10 protein-coding genes and 1 pseudogene are annotated in these 13,982 nt (G+C 60.9%); 4 read left to right on the forward strand and 7 right to left on the reverse strand.

The window, feature by feature from the left end; translation table 11 throughout:
- Positions 1-87: 87 nt before the first annotated feature.
- The 5 genes from ACW9I6_RS16020 to ACW9I6_RS16040 form a co-directional block, all read right to left on the reverse strand.
- Positions 88-312, reverse strand: a complete 225-nt coding sequence (locus ACW9I6_RS16020) for an MbtH family protein (RefSeq protein WP_003209001.1) — start codon at positions 310-312, stop codon at positions 88-90.
- An 80-nt stretch (positions 313-392) separates the two neighbouring features.
- A complete protein-coding gene (locus ACW9I6_RS16025) occupies positions 393-1,793 on the reverse strand; it encodes an aspartate aminotransferase family protein (RefSeq protein ID WP_087695097.1) in 1,401 nt (466 codons plus the stop codon).
- A 150-nt stretch (positions 1,794-1,943) separates the two neighbouring features.
- A complete protein-coding gene (locus ACW9I6_RS16030; protein WP_003209007.1) occupies positions 1,944-2,717 on the reverse strand; it encodes an N-acetylmuramoyl-L-alanine amidase in 774 nt (257 codons plus the stop codon).
- Between the two features lie 123 nt (positions 2,718-2,840).
- Positions 2,841-4,160 (reverse strand): ATP-binding protein, encoded by a 1,320-nt coding sequence (locus ACW9I6_RS16035; RefSeq protein ID WP_008431673.1) that lies wholly within the window; start codon positions 4,158-4,160, stop codon positions 2,841-2,843.
- On the reverse strand, positions 4,160-4,840 hold the full coding sequence (locus ACW9I6_RS16040; RefSeq protein WP_003209011.1) for a response regulator: 681 nt from the start codon (positions 4,838-4,840) through the stop codon (positions 4,160-4,162). Before ACW9I6_RS16040 ends, ACW9I6_RS16035 begins: the two co-directional genes overlap by 1 nt.
- Positions 4,841-5,015: 175 nt before the next feature.
- Here ACW9I6_RS16040 and dsbD point away from each other — a divergent pair, with 175 nt between their 5' ends.
- Genes dsbD through dsbG form a run of 3 tightly spaced genes read left to right on the forward strand, consistent with a single transcriptional unit; the run spans position 5,016 to position 8,352 of the window.
- Complete coding sequence (dsbD, locus tag ACW9I6_RS16045; RefSeq protein ID WP_087695095.1) at positions 5,016-6,746, forward strand: protein-disulfide reductase DsbD; 1,731 nt, start codon at positions 5,016-5,018, stop codon at positions 6,744-6,746.
- Entirely contained in the window at positions 6,746-7,615 is an 870-nt protein-coding gene (locus ACW9I6_RS16050) for a TlpA disulfide reductase family protein (RefSeq protein WP_177020579.1), read from the forward strand. Before dsbD ends, ACW9I6_RS16050 begins: the two co-directional genes overlap by 1 nt.
- A complete protein-coding gene (gene dsbG, locus ACW9I6_RS16055) occupies positions 7,591-8,352 on the forward strand; it encodes a thiol:disulfide interchange protein DsbG (RefSeq protein WP_457339523.1) in 762 nt (253 codons plus the stop codon). The genes ACW9I6_RS16050 and dsbG overlap by 25 nt, the downstream gene beginning before the upstream one ends.
- Positions 8,353-8,421: 69 nt before the next feature.
- On the opposite strand, the gene ACW9I6_RS16060 is transcribed toward dsbG, so the two are convergent.
- Positions 8,422-11,010 (reverse strand): carbohydrate binding domain-containing protein, encoded by a 2,589-nt coding sequence (locus tag ACW9I6_RS16060; protein ID WP_102605700.1) that lies wholly within the window; start codon positions 11,008-11,010, stop codon positions 8,422-8,424.
- 167 nt (positions 11,011-11,177) lie between these two features.
- On the opposite strand from ACW9I6_RS16060, the pseudogene ACW9I6_RS16065 reads away from it, so the two are divergent.
- Positions 11,178-11,258: pseudogene (locus ACW9I6_RS16065) on the forward strand (thiol:disulfide interchange protein DsbG); the annotation flags it as partial.
- Between the two features lie 61 nt (positions 11,259-11,319).
- Here the strand turns inward: ACW9I6_RS16065 and ACW9I6_RS16070 are convergent.
- Positions 11,320-13,908 (reverse strand): hypothetical protein, encoded by a 2,589-nt coding sequence (locus ACW9I6_RS16070; RefSeq protein ID WP_457339524.1) that lies wholly within the window; start codon positions 13,906-13,908, stop codon positions 11,320-11,322.
- Positions 13,909-13,982: the final 74 nt, after the last annotated feature.

Raw genomic sequence — 13,982 nt, forward strand, 5'->3', positions numbered from 1 at the left:
ACAGTCAACACATACGGTGACTGAAACAACGCCTTCGCGAGCAAGCCCGCTCCCACATTTGAGTCGGTGTTATGCCCGAGGTCCGGGTCAGCCGGCAAGTGCCTGGCTATCCATCTTCTGGCGCAGGCTCAGCGGGCGCATGTCGGTCCACACTTCTTCGATGTAGGCCAGGCACTCTTTCTTCATCCCGCTCTTGCCCACGGTGCGCCAGCCTTCCGGCACGGCCTTGTAGTCGGGCCAGATGGAATATTGTTCTTCATGGTTGACCACTACCTGAAACAGGATGTCTTCGCGGTCGAATACTGAGGTCATTGCTGTTCTCCGTCGGTGTAAGGCTGGCTGCGCACCACGCACAGCTGATGTAAGAAGGAACGTGCCAGCCCGATAAAAAATTAGAGGCTGGTGACTGACGCCGCCAGGGCGCGACCAAAAATCTCGGCCACACGGTCGATTTCTGCGGCAGTAATCACCAGCGGCGGCAGGAAACGCACGACGCTGCCGTGTCGCCCGCCCAGTTCGAGAATCAACCCGCGCTTGAGGCATTCACGCTGCACCAGCGGCGCCAGTTGGCGATGCACCGGCGGGTGGCCCTGGGCATCAGGCGCACCGGCGGGGTCCACCAGTTCCACACCGAGCATCAGCCCACGGCCACGAATGTCTCCCAACTGCGGGAAGTCGCGCTGCAGGATGCGCAGGTGTTCGCCGAGGCGCTCGCCCATGGCGGCCGCGTGGGCGGGAATGTCATGGTCCTTGAGGTAACGCATCACCGCCGAGCCGGCCGCCATGGCCATCTGATTGCCACGGAAGGTCCCGGCATGGGCGCCCGGCAACCAGGTGTCGAGCCAGTCGCGATACACCACCACCGCCAGCGGCAGGCTGCCGCCGATGGCTTTGGACAGCACGACCACGTCCGGGACAATGCCGGCATGTTCGAAGGCAAACATCTTGCCGGTGCGACCAAAGCCGCTCTGGATTTCGTCAACGATCAGCGCCACGCCAGCCTGCTCGGTAATGCGCCGCAGGCCGCGCAGCCAGTCGAGATCAGCCGGGATCACGCCGCCCTCGCCTTGCACCACCTCGACGATCACCGCCGCCGGCAGCAATACACCGGCCTCGGGATCGTTGAGCAGGTTTTCCAGATAATGCAGGTTGACCTTGACCCCTTCCGCGCCGCCCAGCCCGAACGGGCAACGGTAGTCGTACGGGAATGGCAGGAATTGCACGCCATTGCCGAGCAACGCGCCCAGTGGCTTCTTCGGCCCCAGGCTGCCCATCAGGCTCAGGGCGCCCTGGCTCATGCCGTGATAACCGCCCTGGAATGACAACACCGTGCTCCGCCCGGTGGCGGTGCGCACCAGTTTCAGCGCGGCCTCCACCGCATCGGTGCCGGTGGGGCCGCAGAACTGGATCTTGGCTTCCTGCGCCAGCGCCGGCGGCAGCAGGCCGAACAGGTCCTGCACGAATTGGTCCTTGACCGGCGTGGTCAGGTCCAGGGTGTGCAACGGCAATTCATCGCTCAGCACCTGGCGAATGGCATCGATCACCACCGGGTGGTTGTGCCCCAGCGCCAGGGTGCCGGCACCGGCCAGGCAATCGATAAAGCTGCGGCCTTCGACGTCCTCGACATAGATCCCTCGGGCGCGCTTGAGCGCCAGGGGAATGCGCCGTGGGTAGCTGCGGGCATTGGATTCCTGCTGGCGCTGGCGGGCCAGCAGCGGGGTTTCATCGAACTGGTAAAGCGTTTCCGCAGGGACCGCCTGGGTCTCTTCGATACGGCTGGTAGCGACTGACATCTCTCGATCCCTCAATACGCTGATGATGGTGACCAAACTGCCCACCCGTTGGCGCCAGGCCCAAGGGCCGCGCACGGATTTCCTGTTCTGGAAACGCATCAGCGAAGGGAGGATTTACACCTGTGGTCGTTAAAAACAGCTTTAGCGGATTTACCCGGCCACCCCGGTGTATTTTTCATTCAACGCATACAGGATCGCGCAGGTCTGCGCATCCAGCCGCCCACTGTAGTCAGAGGGCCGAAAATGCATCTGGAACGCACGGACACGTTGCTGGAAACCCAGGCGATTTTTCGCCGGGGCATAACCGTAGCGCTGGAACGCCCGCTCCACCTCAACCTCTGGCGGCAGGCCGATGTCGAACCGACGTTGATAGGCCATCTTGGCCACCTCTTCATACCAGGCCCCCACGCCCGCCTCGAACAGGCAGCGCCATGGCAAGCGGGGGCCGGGGTCGCTCTTGCGCCAATAGGCAATGTCGGAATGCCCGAGGATGTCGGTAGGACCGATCGCCGGGTAACGCACCTGAATGTCACGAATCAAGGCGATCAACACGTCAATCTGCTCTGCGCCATACGCCGGGAAGGTCAACACACCGGCGTCATCCCGGGCCTGGTTGACGATTTCAATGCCGATGGAGCGGCTGTTGAGGTTATCGCGCCCGGCCCAGTGGCTGGTGCCGGCGTGCCAGGCGCGTTGCGCTTCGTCCACCAGGCGAAATACCCGCAACTCGTCATAGCCGGCGGCACGGTAGCTGGCGTCATGGGGGTCGGCCAACAGGTAGTGGGCACTGAAACCGTCGCGGGTCAGTGCACGCAATGACGAGGCAAAGGGCGCGGCGGTGTAATGCACAATCACCTGGCGCACGGCTTGGCCATTGCGCTCATTGAAGTCGTTTGCGGGATACGTGGAATCGATAACCAACATAGGGGCTGTCCTTTTCAACACAGGCCGAGTCATTCAGCCGGTTCAAACACAAAAAAATGACCGCCATCCTGAAGCGTTGCGCTTGAGGATGGCGGTAGCTATGTGTGCTGTGAAAAGAAGGTTTCAGCGCCGCAACGGCATGCCCAGGTCGACGCGCATGCCATCGGCCTGGCTGTCGAATTTCAGGGAGCACGAGCAGCGCTGCACGATGGCCTGGACGATCGCCAACCCCAGGCCGCAACCCGGGCTATTGCCGTTGCGCCAGAAGCGCTGGGTCAAGTGTTGCAAGTCTTCGCTGGAAATCGGCGCGCCATGGTCACGCACCCGGAACACCACATTGTCGCCAGCGCTGGACACACTCAGCTCCACCCGGGTATCGGCCGGGGTGTGGCGCAACGCGTTGTCCAGCAGGTTGCGAAGGGCCGCGACGGCCAGGCCCACCGGCATTTCCAAAGGTTTTTCGGACAAACCGTCTGCCAGGATCAGGTCAATACGCTGATTGTCGCCGCCGTTGGCATCCTGGATCGCCAGTTGCGCAACTTGCTCGGCACTCGATTGCAGGCCGTCATCAAACGACAGGCTGCCTTCGACCCGCGCCAGCAGCAGCAACTGCTCAAGGGTGCGGTGCAAGCGGTCGGCGCCCTCTTCAGCGTGGGCCAGGGACTGGTCACGGGCGGCGCCTTCGGTCATGCGCGCCACTTGCAGGTGGGTCTTGATCGCAGTCAACGGGCTGCGCAGTTCGTGGGCCGCGTCACCGGTCAAGCGGCGTTCGCGCTCGATGGTCTTGGCGATGCGTTGCAGCAACTGGTTCTGGGTGTCGAGCAGTGGCTTGAGTTCGCTGGGCAGCGGGCTGATCTGCAACGGTTCGAGGGAGTCGGCACTGCGGCGCATCAAGGCGTCACGCATGCGGTTGAGCGGCAACAGGCTCTGGCCGATCCCCAGCCACAACAGGCACAGGCAGCCCAACAATGCCACGCCCACCGGCACCGAGGCGGCCAGCAGGATCGACAGGTTCAACGCTTCACGCTCCACCTGCCGGTCGGCGGTGGTGATAAACAAATCGCCACGGGACAGGGTAAAGCTGCGCCAGCCCACGCCATCAATCATCTGGTCGCGAAAGCCGCTCTTGCGCGACTCCAGGCCCTGGTCCGGCGTGGTGTGGCTGCGGGCCAAAACCACGCCGCGCAAGGAACTGACCTGGCACGCCATACCGCCTGGCACGTTCAATTGTTCGGCGCTGAAGTGCGCGCCCTCCCCCGTGCTGGAAAGGCCGGGCATCTGCTCCATCAGGCCCGCCACCATGCGTGCCGACGCCACCAGGCGCTGGTCGAGGGAAAACATCATCTGGTTGCGCAGGTCGTTGAGCATCCACGCGGCGGCCAGGACCCAGATCAGCACGAAAGCTGCGCCGAGCTTGAAGGTCAGCCGCAGGCGCAGGCTCATCACGAAGCGTCCTCTCCACCGTCAGCCGGGCCCAGGCGATAGCCCAGGCCGCGCACGGTTTCGACGATGCCGTTGCCGAGTTTGCGCCGCAGGTGGTGGATGTGCACGTTGAGGGCGTTGCTTTCCAGTTCGTCGTTCAGGCCGTAGACGCTGTCCTTGAGCTGCTCGCTGGAGAGCACCCGACCACGGTTTTGCAACAGGGCCTGCAACAGCGCCTGCTCGCGGCGGGACAGGTCCACCGACTCACCGCCCAGCAACGTTTCGCGGCTGCTGGGGTTGTAGGTCAGGCGCCCGTGCTCGATCAGGTTGACGCTGCGCCCAGCCACCCGGCGCAACAGGGTGTGCAGGCGTGCGGCGAGTTCGCGCAGGTCGAAGGGTTTGAGCAGGTAGTCGTCGGCACCGGCCTGCAGGCCGTCGACGCGGTTGGTCACCGAATCCCGTGCGGTCAGGATCAGCACTGGAATCTCCAGGCCCTGGCTGCGCAGTTGCTGCAACAGCTTCAAGCCGTCTTCATCCGGCAGGCCGAGGTCGAGTACCATCACGTCGAATTCCGCCACCTTGAGCATCGCCCGGGCAGCCGCAGCCGTGCCGACGCGCTCGACCGTCAGGCCCTGGGCGCTGAGCCCGGCAACAATGCCGCTGGCGATCAGCTCGTCGTCTTCACAGACCAGTACGTGCATGGTGAACCCTTTGCAAAATGTGAGGGTGATTAAAAAGGCAGTGGATTAAGCGTGCATTATGCCGCCAACGCCAAGAATCCCGGATAATCCCTTCTTTCTAGGATAGCCCGGTTAATCATCGGTTAATCAACGCCACACATTGTGTGTCCCACTTGCTTCGAACTAAGGCTTGATCATGCGGCATCTGTTTATCTTTCTGCTGGTAGTGTTTGCTGGATTCGCCCAGGCCGCGCCTGGCAACAATCCATTCGAGACCAAACCCGACTTCCTCCCGGTGGGCAAAGCCTTCACCTTTACCTCCGAGCGTCTGGCCTCCGGCGAAACCCAGTTGTATTGGCAGATTGCCGACGGTTACTACCTGTACCAGCAGCGCATGAAATTCGATGGCCTGGCCGAAAAGCCGACGTTGCCCCAGGGCGAAGCCCACAGCGACGAGTTCTTTGGCGAGCAGCAAGTCTATCGCCAGGGCCTGGAAGTGAAGATTCCCGCTGGCGCCACCGGCCAGGTCAAGCTCGGCTGGCAAGGCTGCGCCGATGCCGGCCTGTGCTACCCGCCGCAATCGATCACCGTGGACCTGGGCGGCAACCCTGCCGTCGCCGCCACCGGCCAGGCCCAGGACCAAAGCCTGGCCAGCGGCCTGCAACAACGCAGCCTGGGCTGGAGCCTGCTGGTGTTCTTCGGCCTGGGCCTGCTGCTGGCCTTCGCCCCGTGTTCCCTGCCGATGTTGCCGATCCTCGCCGGCCTTGTGGTCGGCAGCGGCGCCAGCCCACGGCGCGGCTTTGCCCTGGCCGCCAGCTACGTGGTGTGCATGGCGCTGGTGTATGCCGCGCTCGGTGTATTGGCTGCGCTGCTCGGCGGCAACCTCGCCGCCCTGCTGCAAACCCCGTGGATCCTCGGCAGCTTCGCTGCGTTGTTTGTGATTCTCGCCCTGCCGATGTTCGGCTTCTTTGAACTGCAACTGCCGGCCTTCCTGCGCGATCGCCTGGACAACGTCAGCCGCAACCAAAGCGGCGGCAGCCTGGTAGGCGCCGGCGTGCTCGGCGCCCTGTCCGGCTTGCTGGTGGGCCCGTGCATGACTGCGCCCCTGGCCGGCGCGCTGCTGTACATCGCCCAAAGCGGCAACGCCTTGCACGGCGGCCTGATCCTGTTTGCCATGGGCATCGGCATCGGTGTGCCACTGTTGCTGCTGGTGACCGTGGGCAACCGCTTCCTGCCCAAGCCTGGCACCTGGATGAATATCCTCAAGGGCATCTTCGGCTTCCTGTTCCTCGCCACCGCCGTGCTGATGATTCGCCCGGTGGTCGGTGAAACCCTGTGGCTCGGCTTGTGGGGTGTGCTGGCGCTGGTCATGGCCTACTGCGGCTGGCGCCTGGCCCGCGATTTCGGGCGTACCGCCATGCTGTTCGGTGCCGGTTCGCTGGTGTTGGGCCTCTGGGGCAGCGTATTGGTGATCGGCGCGGCCGGCGGCAGCGACGACCTGTGGCAACCGCTGAAGGTCTACAGCGGCTCGCGGGCAGCCGGTGCTCCCACCGCCCACGAAGCCTTCATGACCATCAACGACCCGGCCGTGCTGCAAAGCCAGCTCGACAGTGCCAAGGCCCAGGGCCAATGGGTGCTGGTGGACTACTACGCCGACTGGTGCGTGTCGTGCAAGATCATGGAAAAACAGGTGTTCGGCAAACCCGAGGTACTGGACGCCCTCAAGGATGTGCGCCTGCTGCGCCTCGACGTCACCGCCGACAACGCCGCCAGCCGCGAGCTGCTGGGCCGCTACAAGGTTCCCGGCCCGCCGAGCTTCGTCTGGATCGGCCCCGACGGTGAAGAGCGCCGCGCCCAGCGCATCACCGGCGAAGTCGACGCTGCCGCCTTCCTGCAACGCTGGACCCAAGCCCGGGAAGCCCTCTGATGCTGACACTGACCATCGGCACCTTCGCCATCGCCCTGAATCACTTGCTGCTGATCACGGCGTTGATCCTCGCCACCCTGGTGGGCTGGCGGGTGGCCAAGCGCGGCGGCGAGAACCCCGAGTCGGTGCTGTTCACCCTGTTTCTGCTGGGCATGCTCGCCGCACGCGTCAGCTTCGTATTGATGTACTGGTCGTACTACCAGAATGACCCGCTGCAAATCGTCGACCTGCGCGACGGCGGTTTTCTCGCCTGGCCCGGCGTGATCGTGCTGATCATCGGCGCGCTGATCTACGGCTGGCGCCGCCCGCTGCTGCGCAAGCCACTGAGCGCCGGCGTGATCATCGGCCTGGCGTTCTGGGCCTTGACCAGCCTGTCCCTGACCCTCTACGAAAAAGGCACGCACCTGCCGGACATTGCCCTGCGCAACGCCAATGGCGAAACCGTGCAACTGGCCGACTACAAGGGCGGCCCGCTGGTGATCAACCTGTGGGCCACCTGGTGCCCGCCGTGCCGGCGCGAAATGCCGGTACTGGAAAGTGCCCAGCGCCAGCGCCCGGACGTGACCTTCCTGTTCGTCAACCAGGCCGAAAGCATGCAAAGCGTCGCCACCTACCTGGCGACCCAGGGCCTGAACCTGGACAACGTGCTGTTCGACGCCAGCGGCCGCCTCGGCCAGGCCGTCGGCTCCATGGCCTTGCCGACGACCCTGTTCTACCAACCGGACGGCCGCCTGATCAACAGCCACCTGGGCGAGTTGTCCCAGGCCAGCCTGGCCCGCGCCATGGAGCGCTTCGAGCCGACCCCCGCCAAACCGGCCTTGCCGGCCACCACAAGGAATTCGCCATGCTCCGCCTCCGCCACCTGCTGACACTCCTGCCCCTGACCCTGGCCGCCAGCCTGGTCCACGCCGAAGACTGGCCGGCGCCGATCAAGAACATCGAAGCCAAGGGGGCCAGGATCATCGGCAAGTTCGATGCGCCCAGCGGCCTCACGGGTTATGCGGCGCAATACCAGAACCGTGGCATGGCGCTGTACCTGACTGCCGATGGCAAAAGCGTGATTGCCGGCAACCTGTACGACGCCGATGGCAATGACCTGAGCACCGCGCCGCTGGAGAAACTGGTGTATGCGCCGATGGCCAAGGAAGTCTGGGCCAAGATGGAACACAGCAACTGGATCCAGGACGGCAACAAGGACGCGCCGCGCATCGTGTACCTGTTCAGCGACCCGAACTGCCCGTACTGCAATATGTTCTGGGAGCAGGCGCGGCCTTGGGTGAAGTCGGGCAAGGTACAGTTGCGGCACATCATGGTGGGGATTATCCGTGAAGACAGCCCGGGCAAGTCGGCCGCGCTGTTTGCCGCCAAGGACCCGCAACAGGCCTTGGAAGCCCATGAGTCGGCCGGTAAAGGCAGCAAGTTGCAGGCGCTGGAGAAGATCCCGGCGGATATCCAGGCCAAGCTTGATTCGAATATGAAGCTGATGGACGAACTGGAGTTGTCGGCCACGCCGGCAATTTTCTATCTGGATGACAAGGGTGGATTGCAGCAACAGCAAGGAGCGCCGTCGCCGGATAAGCTGGTGAAGATTCTCGGTCCGAAATAAGCAGACTGTTGGAAAAGGCCTCCCAAAAGCCGGAGGCCTGTATCCTTCAAGCGACCAATTCCAAGCAGATCAAACCTCCTCCACCACCAGTAACGTCACATCGAAGTCATTGCCGGGGTTCCCCATCTGACGATTATCAACGCTGAGCCTTGTCGTTGAAGTGGCAGTAAAGGTTCCTTGGAGCAACTGCCAAGACAACCCAGGAGAGGTGATCGAAGTAATATCGGCCCCGTTTGCCACCAACACCATAGAAGGCTTTGGAGGTGAGCCGCTATTGTCACGTATCCAAGCACTGAACCTGTAAATACGGCCTGACTGCAGTTGAGTGTAGAGTTTGAAAAGCTTTTCGCGCTGTGTAACGGGGTTACTGGTGTACGTATTCCCCCAATCAAACAAGTAATACCCCGACGCAGCTCCCGGCACTGCCCCGGTTTTAAGTACCAGGTCACCCTGAGATGCTGCTCCCGCCCCTCTTTGCCAGTTATTCCAGCCTTTCTGGTTCGGGTTAAAGTCAGTTACATCTTTCATAGGCTTGGTAAAAACCAAACTCAGTACTGGGAAGACGATCTCCTGACCCGGGCTGGGACTGCCATCCGGCGTGCAGCCGAATGTCACGACCAACGGTGTAAGGTTACGCAACTGCTCCAACTCGGAGCGCAGGAGAACCCGTCTCAGGCCGTTCTCAACATCCCCCTCGGTAATCAGTTCGGCCATCATCACCCTGATGACATAGGCGCTCCCATCTTCCCTTGTGCCGTCTACTTGTAGCCAACCTCTCTGCCCCGCCAGGATAAACCACCATTTTTCCACAGTAATATGGGCATCTCCCGCGAATGTCCGCAGGTCCAGAATACCGCTTTGGGTCGCAGGTGGCGTGGCCTCGGGCACTACCGGCACCGGCAGCCGCACCGGTACACTGATGCGCAAATTGAGCGTTTTGGAGGGTGCCCGCTTGCAGGCACTGGTGACGGTGTAGTTAATCTGGATCGTTTTACCGGCGCCTTGAATCACCGCTTCACGGGGGATTGGGAAATCCACATAACCCGGGTCGCCGTTGCCGGGCTCCGGCGCCAACGGCAAGCGGGTACCGTCCGACCGAATCCAGTCCAGGCTGATCATTTGCCCCGAGCTGATGTGTGCATACTCCACACGCACCGTCACACCGTCCCGACCGTTCCAAATCGTCAGGTCCTGGCCGACTGCCTCCAGCACCCTTGGTGCGTCGAGCACCAGCGCTTCCTGTTCAAGCTCCAAGTGCAACACCGGGAACCGTTCAGCGCTGGCCAGATCAACCTGGCCATTGAAGTTCACCGCAAAGTGCACGCTCAACCCACTGCAATCCGCCAGTTTTTGCAGCTCATGCCGCGACAGCACCGCACTGACGCCGTCGTGCAACCACTCCTCGGCCAGCGGCTCCCCCTCCAGCACATCAAAATGGTAAGGCGTGCCATCGTCCAATTCACCGGTGGCCCATAACCAGCAAGGCTGGCCCAAGGCACGATAAGGGAAAGGAATCACCAGGGCTTGTGCGTCACCGTGGAAGGTATTGAGGTCCAGTACATGGCCTGTGGCCTGGAGAACCTGCGGTGCAGGCAACTCGCTGACATTGAGAATTTGCACATGGCGTTCAGGCGATGGCCACGTCTGACCTTCCCGCTGGACCGTGTAATGGACCGTGACCTGTTCATTGAAATTGGCGCTGATAGCCGAGGGTGGCACGTGAAATTCCACAAACGCCTCATCGCCAGCATTTTTACATTCCAGCTGCGGGCTACCCGCCCCGGGCGTGCCCTCCCAATAGGCACACACCCAGTCGCATGGGCACATCTGCTCATAACTGACCCTGATGGTAGCCCCCTCCTGGGCATTGACCGGATTGAGTGCATAGTGTTCAGGCGAAATCAGCGTCGCTTCAACCAGCGTAGGTGCCACGAGATTCAAATGGGGTTCAGTGAGCACCGTCAATGTGGTACTCGGAAAAAGTCTGGATGCATCATCCTCCGGACCGTTAAAGGCCACGATAAATACCAGGGTCAGTTGACTGCCCTGTTTAAGCCCCCGCAGTTTGTCCAAGGGTAAAGCTCTGCGCCATCCCTCATGCACCTCGGCTTCTGTCACCTGCTCGTGATTGACCAGGCGAAGCGTAAAGGCGCTCCCGTCCGCCAGGGTGCCATGGAGGTCCAGCCAAACGAACTGAATCGGATCAATAAACACCCAAGGCGTCACATACACCTGCGGGTCTTGCCCACACAATACTGTAAGGTCCAACACCCCATCGACCGCCTGAGGCACGTCAGGATGGGGAAGATCGTTGAACGGCAATGTCACATAAATATCGCTCTCACTGCTGGAAAACTCCTCGCCATTATGGGTAACCACACAACGAAACAGCGCAAAGCGATTGATACGCAGCCCGACGTAATAGGGCGGGATATGAAAATCCACACACCCCTCTGTCACACCATGCAGGGGCTCAGGCGCATATTCTTCCCCTGGCAAGCTCTTCCAGAACACCCGAATGAGGTCATCCTCACTCATTCCTTCATAACAAACTCGAAGCGTTGCGCCGTCGATCGCATCAAGCGGATCCAGCCTTCGTCCCACAGCTTGAACCAATGTAACCTCAGGAACGATGGCGGTTGCAGATTTGGCAGGCATACCTAAACTCCTTTTCCATGAGAAGAGCGCCTCATGACGGACTGAAACCAGTCCGACTGGCGAGCCCTTATCAAATGCTGAAAAAGAAACCGAATCTACTGTCAGAATTCACAGTTCCAACCTCAAAAACCACGCCGCACGACGAGTGGCACGTCGTGGCACGAGTGATTTTCTATCTGGATGACAAGGGCGAACAGCAAGGAGCGCCGTCGCCGGATAAGCTGGTGAAGATTCTCGGTCCGAAATAATCAGCCCTAGCCTGTAAAGACAATGCCCGCATCGAAGCGGGCATTGTCTTTTCAGCGCGGATTAAATCCCCTCGACCAGGAAATCATCCATGTACCAATCGTTGCCGCTCGTAGCGCCTTCATGGCTATAGATTTCCAGCAGCACGGGAGCGATGGTTGGCGTAAAGGTGAAGCTCAGTGTGTGCCAGTTCAGATCAACCAACTCCTCCACCGGTGTTTGTTGAATGGAGTCTTTGCGCAACGATAACTTGGGCGTCGCGAACGCAACGCTGTACCGTCGAACCCGTACGGAAAACCGATAAGTAAAACCGCTCTCCAAATCCAAGAAGCGCCGCTGCAGGATCGGGCCGAAACTGTTATTGGTGTATGTGAAATTCCTGACTGCGTAATCGGGCTTGCCGTCAGGTCCCGTCCCCATATATTCAATGCTGATATCCCTGGCATCGGGTGCGCCTGACCCTACGGTCCATAAACCCAAGGTCTGATCGTTGAAATCCGTCAGGTCTCTGTACTGCTTGCGCAACAGCAACATCAGCACAGGGAACACAATTGCTTCGCTCACATGGGAGCTGCCGTCCGCCGTAACCTTGAACACGATGTTCAATACGGACCTGTGGCGAAACTTTTCCAGTTCCTCACGAGGCAGAACGTGCGACAACCCATGGTTTGCCTGCTCTTGCGTGATCGGCTCATTGACCAGCAGCTTGAGGGTATGGGACGACCCGTCGAGCAAGGTTCCCGTACATTCCAGCCAGCCCTTTTGCCCCGCCAGGATGAACCACCAGGCTTGCAGCGTAATCTCGGCATCCCCGGTAAAGGTGCGCAAGTCCAGTGTCCCCTGGCCACCGGGCAATTGAGTGGCCTGCGGCACCTCTGGCGCAGGCAAGCGCTGCGGGACACTGATCTGTAGCTCCAGGTCAGCTGACGTGACGTGCTTGCATGCGCTCGCGACGCTGTAACTGACGGGCACTGTTTTGCCGCTTCCAGCGATTACAGCCTCGCGGGGAATGGTGAAGTCAACGTACTTCGGATCAGTGTTACCCGGCTTGGGTGGCAACGGCAGGCAACTACCGTCCGATTGTGTCCAACACACGCTGATCTCGTCATGAGCACTGATGTGGTCATATTCCACCCGTGCCGTCACGCCATCACGGCCATTCCATACCGTCAACTGCGAGCCCACGGCCTCCCGAATGGTCAAGGGTTTCAGGACCAGGTCTTCCTGATGAATATCCAGGTGCAGCACAGGAAACGGCTCGGCGCTGGCCCTGTCGGACCGGCCATCGAAGTTCACCGCAAAATGCACGTCAAAGCGGCTGCAATCGGCCAGCTTTTGCAGATCGCGGCGGGACAGCAGCGTACTGACGCCCTCCTGCAGCCATTGCTCGGAGAGCGGCTCGCCATCCAGCACATCGAAGCGATAAGGCGCGCCATCTTCCCGCTCACCGGTTACCCACATCCAGCAGGGCTGCCCCAAGGCGCCGTAGGCATAGGCCGCCACCGTCAGTTGCGCGTCCCCCTGGAACGTATTGAGGTCCAGCGTACTGCCCGTGGCCTGTTCCACCTGCGGCTTGGGCAGGCCGGAGATATTCAGGATTTTTACCGGTCGCGGCAGCGCCGACCAGGTTTGCCCTTCCCGTCGGACGGTGTAGCGGACCGACACCTGCTTATTGAAATTGGCGCTGATGGCTGACGCCGGCACATTAAAATCAACAACGTCCCGATTGTCGGCCTGCTTGCACTCGATTACCGGAGTGCCTGCCCCGGCAGTCCCTTCCCAGAAGGCGCAAACCCAGTCGCAAGGGCACATATGCTCATAGCTGACCCGGATGGTCGCACCGTCCTGGGTATTGACCGGATTCAATACGAGATTTTCAGGTGTGATTTGCGTGGCTTCCACCACCGTGGGCGCTACGAGATCCAAATGAGGCTCGATGAGCAACGTCAACACCAAACCAGAAATCAGCCGATACACCGGCCTGGAATCCGCACGCGGCAAAAACTCAACGTAGAACGCAATATAAAGCTCACTGTCATGCTTGAGCGTGGCCAGCTCGGCACGGGACAACTTTCGGGTCCAGCCGTGGCGCACGTCCTCCTCTGTTACCGGTGCATCTTCATAAGGGTAGAGACTGGCCTTGGACCCATCAGGGTAAATCCCCCCGATATAGACCTGAGCCACTTGAACCGGGTCGATGAACGGCCAGGCGTCGACATGCAGAACCGGGTCTTCACCGCACAACAAGGACAGGTCCAGAACACCGCCTGAGGCTTGAAAGATCTGCAGTTGCGGCAAATTGGACGGCAGCTTGATGAACACGTCGGCAACGGGGGAAGGATGTTCCTCGCCATCGCGGGTAACGACATAGGAAAACAGCGCGAAGTTATCAATGCGCAGCCCTACGTAATACGGGGGTACGTGGAACTCGACCGAGCCCGCTTCGACGCCATCCAGGGAGGCAATCGGCGCGTATTCCCCCGGTGTCGACTGCCAGCGCAACGCAATACTGTCGGTGCTGAGCATCCCTTCGTAGAACACCCGGACAGTAGCCCCCTCCAGCAACTGGAGCGGGTCAACCCGGGGCTCTCCCTCGGCTTCGACCAACTGTGGCTTGGGCAGGTCAAGGGTCAACGGTGATGACTTGGGCATAATAGAACTCCATTTCAACGAGTGATGGTGTTGCCCATCACACGCCGAAATGCCCCCCTTGCCTACTGTCAGAA

It is taken from the genome of Pseudomonas sp. SDO5522_S412 (assembly GCF_054071215.1).

Coding starts and splice junctions, on each gene's coding strand:
- ACW9I6_RS16020 (WP_003209001.1), bottom strand. CDS start 312: ATGACCTCAGTATTCGACCGCGAAGACATCCTGTTTCAGGTAGTGGTC.
- ACW9I6_RS16025 (WP_087695097.1), bottom strand. CDS start 1,793: ATGTCAGTCGCTACCAGCCGTATCGAAGAGACCCAGGCGGTCCCTGCG.
- ACW9I6_RS16030 (WP_003209007.1), bottom strand. CDS start 2,717: ATGTTGGTTATCGATTCCACGTATCCCGCAAACGACTTCAATGAGCGC.
- ACW9I6_RS16035 (WP_008431673.1), bottom strand. CDS start 4,160: ATGAGCCTGCGCCTGCGGCTGACCTTCAAGCTCGGCGCAGCTTTCGTG.
- ACW9I6_RS16040 (WP_003209011.1), bottom strand. CDS start 4,840: ATGCACGTACTGGTCTGTGAAGACGACGAGCTGATCGCCAGCGGCATT.
- dsbD (WP_087695095.1), top strand. CDS start 5,016: ATGCGGCATCTGTTTATCTTTCTGCTGGTAGTGTTTGCTGGATTCGCC.
- ACW9I6_RS16050 (WP_177020579.1), top strand. CDS start 6,746: ATGCTGACACTGACCATCGGCACCTTCGCCATCGCCCTGAATCACTTG.
- dsbG (WP_457339523.1), top strand. CDS start 7,591: ATGCTCCGCCTCCGCCACCTGCTGACACTCCTGCCCCTGACCCTGGCC.
- ACW9I6_RS16060 (WP_102605700.1), bottom strand. CDS start 11,010: ATGCCTGCCAAATCTGCAACCGCCATCGTTCCTGAGGTTACATTGGTT.
- ACW9I6_RS16070 (WP_457339524.1), bottom strand. CDS start 13,908: ATGCCCAAGTCATCACCGTTGACCCTTGACCTGCCCAAGCCACAGTTG.